This window comes from Microbacterium sp. B24, assembly GCF_000333415.1.
GTDB lineage: Bacteria > Actinomycetota > Actinomycetes > Actinomycetales > Microbacteriaceae > Microbacterium.
In genome coordinates this window covers 1-6,718 of the sequence record NZ_BADB01000393.1, presented here as the reverse complement: position 1 = coordinate 6,718, position 6,718 = coordinate 1, and the positions used below count along the sequence as shown (strand labels likewise).

Genomic DNA, 6,718 nt, shown 5'->3' with positions numbered 1-6,718 from the left:
GCTCGGTACCGGGGATCCTCTAGAGTCCTCTACGAGGCCGCGAAGATGGACGGCGCGAGCCCCTGGCGCCAGTTCACGAGCGTCACCTGGCCGGGCTTGCGTCCCACCATGGTCTTCGTCCTCGTCACGATCACGATCGCCGCGCTCGGACTGTTCGTGCAGGTGGACGTCATGACGCAGGGCGGGCCGACCGGCTCGACCTCCACGATCGTCTACCACGCCGTGCGCAAGGGCTACCAGCAGCAGGAGATCGGATACGCCGCGGCGATCTCGCTGATCTTCTTTGTCGCGGTACTGATCATCGCGCTCATCCAGCGCCGGCTCACGCGAGACAAGGACTGAGTCATGACCGCCACTGTCACCCCCGCCCCGGCTCCGGCGTCCGCCCCGGCATCCGCGCCGCGCCCCGTGCGCAAAGACGCGAGCGAGCGCCGTCGTCGGTGCATCGGGAAGATCCTCATGTACGTCGTGATGAGCGGCTTCGGCGTGCTCTTCCTCTTCCCGCTCGTCTTCATGTTCGTCTCGAGCCTCAAGCCCGACGCGCAGATCCTGCGCGACGTCAACTCACCGGCGGCCTTCCTCCCCGTCGGCGACATCAGCCTCGACAACTACTTCGGCGTCTTCGACCGCGTTCCCGTCGCCCAGTTCATGTTCAACTCGGTGCTGGTCACTGTGCTGACCGTGGGACTGGGGCTCATCGTCAACTCGATGGCCGGCTTCGCTCTGTCGCGACTGAGGTGGAAGGGGCGCCTCGTCGTGATGGCGCTGATCATCGCGACCCTCATCGTGCCGTTCGAGACGATCGCCGTGCCGATGGTCTACTGGGTGTCCCACCTGCCGACTCTGGTGATGGAAGGCGGCGTGCTGAAGTACGACTTCGGCTGGCTGAACACCTACCAGGTGCAGATCGTGCCGTTCATCGCCAACGCGTTCTCGATCTTCCTGTTCGCGCAGTACTTCTCGACGATCCCGGCCTCGCTCGATGAGGCGGCGCGCATCGACGGCGCCAGCTGGTTCACCGTCTACCGCCGCATCATCGTGCCGCTGTCGGGGCCGGCGTTCGCGACCGTCGCGATCCTCACGTTCCTTCCCGCGTGGAACCAGTACCTGTGGCCGCTCATGGTGGTGCAGAAGGAGGGCCTGCGGCCCGTGATGGTCGGGATGCAGTACTTCTTCCAACTGAACACGGCGTGGGGAGAGGTCATGGCCTACACCTCGCTGATCACGCTCCCCGTCCTCATCGTGTTCCTCGTCTTCCAGCGCGCGTTCGTCAGCAGCATCGCGGCCAGCGGAGTGAAGGGCTAAGCGCACATGTTCGACCTCTCCTCCTCCTGGGTCTGGGACTACTGGTTCGCCGACGACGGTGAGACCTACCACCTCTTCTTCCTCTATGCCTCGCGCGCCCTGCACGATCCGGACGCGCGCCACTACCGGGCCTCGGTCGGCCACGCCGTGTCCGACGACCTCATCACGTGGACGCCGGTCGCCGACGCCATCGTCCGCGGCGAGGCGGGCAGCTTCGACGATCTCGCGACCTGGACCGGCTCGACCGTCCGCGGCGGCGACGGGCTCTGGTACCTCTTCTACACCGGGTCGTCGCTGGCTCCCGACGGCAAGAACGTGCAGCGGATCGGCTGTGCGACCTCGCCCGACCTCCTGGTGTGGACGAAGGTGCCGGGGCCGCTGCTGTCGGCATCCGGCCCCTGGTACGAGACGCTCGCCGACGGTGACTGGCACGACGAGGCGTTCCGCGACCCCTGGGTGTTCGCCGACCCCGATGGCGACGGCTGGCACATGCTGGTGACCGCCCGTGCCCCCGAGGGTCCGGCCTTCGGCCGCGGCGTCATCGGCCACGCCTGGTCGCCCGACCTGAAGACGTGGGAGCTGCGACCGCCGCTGTCGGCGCCCAGCGAGCGGGGCTTCGGACAGCTCGAGGTCATGCAGGTCGAGGTCGTCGACGGGCGGCCCGTGCTGCTGTTCTCCTGCCTGGCGGAGCACGCGATGCCGGCCCGCGCCGCCGAACGCGCCGGGACGTGGGCGGTTCCCGCGGCGAGCGTGCTCGGGCCGTTCGAGGTCGAGGAGGCCTACCCCCTCACAGACGCGAGCCTCTACGTCGGGCGGCTGCTCCGACGGCGCGACGACGGCCAGTGGCTGCTGTTCGCTTTCCACAACCTCGACGAGCACGGTGCGTTCGTGGGCGGCATCACCGACCCTCTTCCCATCGGCTGGGTCGATGGTCGCCTCACCGTGCGGGAATCGACGATGCGTCCGCCCGCCGCTCATCCAGGCGGCGTCGGTACCCTGGAGACATGACCGAGTCCAGCCCCGTGCGCACCACCCGTCCCCGTCAGGTGCGCCCGCGCGCGGAAGGCTGGACCCAGCGGCTCGACGCCGACGGCAAGCCGCTCCTGCAGTTCGCCGCACCCAAGCGGGGGATGCCGCCCGTGCACCTCGCCGACCTCACGCCCGAGCAGCGCGTCGAGAAGGTCAAGGAGCTGGGGCTGCCGGGGTTCCGGGCGAAGCAGGTCGAGAAGCACTACTTCCAGCACTACACGTCGGATCCCGCCGCGATGACCGACCTCCCGGCATCCGGTCGGGAGGAGCTCGTCGCGGGCCTGCTGCCCCACCTGCTCACCGAGGTGCGACGGCTGGAGACCGACCGCGGCGACACGATCAAGTTCCTCTGGAAGCTGCACGACGGGGCGCTCGTCGAATCGGTGCTCATGCGCTACCCCGGTCGCATCACGCTGTGCGTGTCGTCGCAAGCGGGGTGCGGCATGAACTGTCCGTTCTGCGCGACCGGTCAGGCGGGGCTCACCCGCAACATGTCGGCGGCGGAGATCATCGAGCAGGTCGTCCGGGCGAACGCGGCGATCCGTGCCGGTGAGCTGGGCCCCGCCGAGCACGCCGACGAGCGCGTCACCAACATCGTCTTCATGGGGATGGGGGAGCCCCTCGCCAACTACAACCGGGTGATGCAGGCCGTCCGCACGATGGTCGATAAGGATCACGGCCTGGGGATGAGCGCTCGCGGCGTGACGGTGTCGACCGTGGGCCTCGTGCCGGCGATCAACAAACTCGCCGCAGAGGACATCCCGGTGACCTTCGCGCTGTCCCTCCACGCTCCCGACGACCAGCTGCGCGACGAGATGATCCCGATCAACTCGCGCTGGAAGGTCGACGAGGCGCTGGATGCCGCGCGCGGCTACTTCGAGAAGACCGGCCGCCGCGTGTCGATCGAGTACGCCCTGATCAAGGACATGAACGACCACGCGTGGCGCGCCGATCTGCTCGCGACGAAGCTCAACGAGCGCGGCCGCGGCTGGGTGCACGTGAACCCGATTCCGCTGAACCCGACGCCGGGGTCGGTGTGGACGGCCTCCGAGAAGGAGGTGCAGCGCGAGTTCGTGCGCCGCCTCAACGAAGCCGGCATTCCGACGACCCTCCGCGACACCCGCGGCAAGGAGATCGACGGCGCGTGCGGCCAGCTCGTCGCCACCGAGGAAGACCGCGCGGTCGCGGCATCCGTGCCCGTCGACTGAACCCGTCGACGCGTCCTGTCAAGGCTGGCCCCGTGCATCGGCGGCGGCAGTAGCGTGGAGTCATGGTCAACTATCGCTATCTCGGCAACAGCGGCTTCAAGGTTTCGGAGATCACCTACGGCAACTGGGTGACCCACGCCTCCCAGGTGGAGAACGACGCCGCCATCGCCACCGTGCACAAGGCACTCGATCTCGGCATCACGTCGTTCGATACCGCGGATGCCTACGCCAACACCGCCGCGGAGGTCGTGTTGGCCGACGCACTGAAGGGCCTCGAGCGCACCGACTACGAGGTCTTCACGAAGGTCTACTGGCCGATCGGCAAGAAGGGCCCGAACGACCAGGGTCTGTCGCGCAAGCACCTCTTCGACGGCATCCACGGCTCGCTCCGCCGGCTGAACGTCGACTACGTCGACCTGTACCAGGCGCACCGCTTCGACTACGAGACCCCGCTCGAGGAGACGATGCAGGCGTTCGCCGACATCGTGCGCCAGGGCAAGGCCCTCTACATCGGCGTCAGCGAGTGGACGGCCGAGCAGCTGCGCGAGGGCGCCGCACTCGCCAAGGAGCTGAACTTCCAGCTCGTGAGCAACCAGCCGCAGTACTCGGCGCTCTGGCGCGTCATCGAGGGCAAGGTCGTGCCGACCTCCGAGGAGCTCGGCATCTCGCAGATCGTCTGGTCGCCGATGGCGCAGGGCGTGCTCAGCGGCAAGTACCTGCCCGGTCAGCCCGTTCCCGAGGGCTCGCGGGCGACCGACGAGAAGAGCGGGGCGAACTTCATCAAGCGCTTCCTGCAGGACGACACGCTCGCCGCCGTGCAGAAGCTCAAGCCGATCGCCGAGCAGGCGGGCCTCACCATGCCGCAGCTGGCGATCGCGTGGGTGCTGCAGAACCCGAACGTCTCGGCGGCGCTCGTGGGCGCCTCGCGCCCCGAGCAGCTCGAGGACTCGGTCAAGGCGTCCGGCGTCGTCCTCGATGCCGAGGTGATGTCGGCGATCGATGAGGCCCTCGCCCCCGCCGCGGTCACCGACCCCGAAGAGACCTACACGGTCTCGCCCGCCTCGCGTCCGCTCTGAGCGCTCTCACGATGAGAGACGTCGTCTGACGATGGTCACGACGAGCGCCGGCATCCTGCTGTACCGGACCGATCCGGACGGCACGGTGTCGGCGCTCGTCGCACATATGGGCGGTCCGTTCTGGGCGCGTAAGGACGAGGGGGCCTGGTCGATCCCCAAGGGAGAATTCGACCCGCGGTCGGAGTCGGCGAGGGATGCCGCCGCGCGCGAGTTCCACGAAGAACTCGGTGTCGATCCGCCGGATGTCCCGTATGTCGAGCTCGGCACCTTCGCGTACTCTTCGGGGGCGAAGTCCGTCACGGTGTTCTGTGGCGACGGCACGGGATTCCTCGCCTCCGATGCCGACCGCGCCGCGCTCGTGTTCGGCGCGTTCGAGATGGAGTGGCCGCCGCGGTCGGGACGCCGTCAGAGCTTTCCCGAGATCGACCGCGTGGCCTGGATGCCGCTCGCAGAAGCCCGCCCCCGACTGGTCGCCGGGCAGCGGCCGGCGCTGGACGCGTGTGAACGGTTGACGCGCAAGATGTGACCCTCTTGCGGGCGCACCCCCGGTGGCGAAGACTGTGCGCGACGAAGGGGGCCCTCATGGCACACGGCGACATCACGCACATCGACATCCCGGTCGCGGACGTGGCGACGGCGGCGGCGTTCTACTCCGAGCTGTTCGGCTGGCAGATCGCGGAGCCGCCCGGCTTCGAGGGCTACCCGATGTGGTCGGCCCCCAACGGCATCAGCGGCGGCGGACTCGCCCCGCGTAGCGAGGGGTTCACCCAGCCGCGTTCGTACGTCGAGGTCGATTCGATCGACGACACCATCGCCAAGGCCGAGGCCGCCGGGGCGACGGTCGCCATGGGCAAGCAGCCGATCACGGCGAAGAGCTGGTGGGCAGTGATCGTCGACCCCGACGGCAACCACATCGGCCTGTTCGAGGGGACGACCCAGGACTAGCGCTTCTTCTTCGGTGCTGCGGACACGTCGAGCTGAGGGTGCAGGCCGCCCAACGACGACCACGCACTCGCGGTGCCCTTCGCGGCGTGCTCGGCGCCGCGGACGGCGCGTTCGTCGGCCCATTCGTTCAGGATGTGTCCGCGGTGCCCGCGGACGTGCTCGAGCACGACGTCGGGAAGACCGGCCGCTCGCCGCGCGTCGCGAGCGGCGATGAGCTGTTCGAGCAGGTCGCGGTTCTTGGTGGGTGCTCCGGTGGAGGTCTTCCAGCCGCGTCGGCGGTGGGCATCCATCCACGAGGAGTACGTGTCGATCGCGTACTTCGAGTCGGCCTGCACGACGAGATGTGCGACGTCCGCGTGGTCCTCGATCGCCTTCAGCAGCCCCATGAGCTCGCCGATGTTGTTCGTGCCCACCGGGATCGCGCCCGCCGCCCAGTGTCCGTCTTCGCCGACCCATGCCCAACCGGTCGGTCCCGGGTTGCCCTTGCAGGCGCCGTCGGTGGCCACGGTGTAGGTGTCGGTCGGATCGGTCGCGGAAGTCACCGTTCGACGGTACTCGATGGGGCAGGCGGCGGATGCCGCGGGTGCGTCCGGGCTCCTCTCGTATGCTGACGACATGACCGGTGTGCGCGTGACGACAGAGCTGGACGAGATCGACCTGGACCTCGTGCACCGCTGGCTCTCCGAGGAGGCGTATTGGGCGCTCGGGCGCAGCCGTGAGCTCGTCGAACGCGCCGCCCGGGCGTCGCTGAACTTCGGGGCGTTGGATGCCGACGGCATACTCGTCGGCTACGCGCGCGTCGTCACCGATGCTGCGACGTTCGCGTGGGTGTGCGACGTGTTCGTCACGCCGTCCGCACGCGGCGCGGGTGTCGGAACGCTGCTCGCCGAGACGATCGCGGCCGCGGTTCGGCCGTGGGGACTGAAGCGGACCATGCTCGCGACCGCCGACGCCCACGGCGTGTACGAGAAGGTCGGGTTCGTGCCGCTGCCGAATCCCGAGCGGATGATGGTCCTGGGAGGCTGAATCTCCTCCTGAACTGCGGTTTTCGGTGCCTCTCCGACGAGGAATGTCGGAGGTTGCCGGTAGCGTCGGGGCTATGAAGGTCGTCGACGGTAGTTCCTCCCCGGATGTCCCGGGCGGGTGGGATGCCGT

9 protein-coding genes are annotated in these 6,718 nt (G+C 68.5%); 8 read left to right on the top strand and 1 reads right to left on the bottom strand.

The genetic code is table 11. The annotated features are described in order from the left end of the window. The 7 genes from I5I_RS11830 to I5I_RS11800 form a co-directional block, all read left to right on the top strand. On the top strand, window positions 1-342 hold a 342-nt coding region (locus I5I_RS11830), incomplete at its 5' end, for a carbohydrate ABC transporter permease (protein WP_036319725.1). Window positions 343-345: 3 nt separating this feature from the next. After that, on the top strand, window positions 346-1,305 hold the full coding sequence (locus I5I_RS11825; RefSeq protein ID WP_036319719.1) for a carbohydrate ABC transporter permease: 960 nt from the start codon (window positions 346-348) through the stop codon (window positions 1,303-1,305). 6 nt (window positions 1,306-1,311) lie between these two features. Beyond that, window positions 1,312-2,313 (top strand): glycosyl hydrolase family 32, encoded by a 1,002-nt coding sequence (locus I5I_RS11820; protein WP_051039605.1) that lies wholly within the window; start codon window positions 1,312-1,314, stop codon window positions 2,311-2,313. Next, on the top strand, window positions 2,310-3,542 hold the full coding sequence (gene rlmN / locus I5I_RS11815; protein WP_036319717.1) for a 23S rRNA (adenine(2503)-C(2))-methyltransferase RlmN: 1,233 nt from the start codon (window positions 2,310-2,312) through the stop codon (window positions 3,540-3,542). The genes I5I_RS11820 and rlmN overlap by 4 nt, the downstream gene beginning before the upstream one ends. Before the next feature lie 62 nt (window positions 3,543-3,604). Next, the gene (locus I5I_RS11810; RefSeq protein ID WP_036319715.1) at window positions 3,605-4,618 is read left to right on the top strand and encodes an aldo/keto reductase family protein; all 1,014 of its coding nucleotides are present in this window, start codon (window positions 3,605-3,607) and stop codon (window positions 4,616-4,618) included. 31 nt (window positions 4,619-4,649) lie between these two features. Beyond that, the gene (locus I5I_RS11805) at window positions 4,650-5,144 is read left to right on the top strand and encodes an NUDIX domain-containing protein (RefSeq protein ID WP_036319713.1); all 495 of its coding nucleotides are present in this window, start codon (window positions 4,650-4,652) and stop codon (window positions 5,142-5,144) included. 56 nt (window positions 5,145-5,200) lie between these two features. Next, on the top strand, window positions 5,201-5,563 hold the full coding sequence (locus I5I_RS11800; protein ID WP_036319711.1) for a VOC family protein: 363 nt from the start codon (window positions 5,201-5,203) through the stop codon (window positions 5,561-5,563). Here I5I_RS11800 and I5I_RS11795 read toward each other — a convergent pair. After that, window positions 5,560-6,105, bottom strand: a complete 546-nt coding sequence (locus I5I_RS11795; RefSeq protein ID WP_036319708.1) for a ribonuclease H family protein — start codon at window positions 6,103-6,105, stop codon at window positions 5,560-5,562. The two genes, I5I_RS11800 and I5I_RS11795, sit on opposite strands and share 4 nt — an antisense overlap. A 73-nt stretch (window positions 6,106-6,178) precedes the next feature. Between I5I_RS11795 and I5I_RS11790 the strand changes: the two genes are divergently transcribed. Further along, complete coding sequence (locus I5I_RS11790; protein WP_036319721.1) at window positions 6,179-6,589, top strand: GNAT family N-acetyltransferase; 411 nt, start codon at window positions 6,179-6,181, stop codon at window positions 6,587-6,589. The last annotated feature ends 129 nt before the right edge of the window (window positions 6,590-6,718 follow it).

Bases quoted from the DNA above. Each gene is read 5' to 3' on its own strand.
- I5I_RS11825 (WP_036319719.1), top strand. From the start codon at position 346: ATGACCGCCACTGTCACCCCCGCCCCGGCTCCGGCGTCCGCCCCGGCA.
- I5I_RS11820 (WP_051039605.1), top strand. From the start codon at position 1,312: ATGTTCGACCTCTCCTCCTCCTGGGTCTGGGACTACTGGTTCGCCGAC.
- rlmN (WP_036319717.1), top strand. From the start codon at position 2,310: ATGACCGAGTCCAGCCCCGTGCGCACCACCCGTCCCCGTCAGGTGCGC.
- I5I_RS11810 (WP_036319715.1), top strand. From the start codon at position 3,605: ATGGTCAACTATCGCTATCTCGGCAACAGCGGCTTCAAGGTTTCGGAG.
- I5I_RS11805 (WP_036319713.1), top strand. From the start codon at position 4,650: ATGGTCACGACGAGCGCCGGCATCCTGCTGTACCGGACCGATCCGGAC.
- I5I_RS11800 (WP_036319711.1), top strand. From the start codon at position 5,201: ATGGCACACGGCGACATCACGCACATCGACATCCCGGTCGCGGACGTG.
- I5I_RS11790 (WP_036319721.1), top strand. From the start codon at position 6,179: ATGACCGGTGTGCGCGTGACGACAGAGCTGGACGAGATCGACCTGGAC.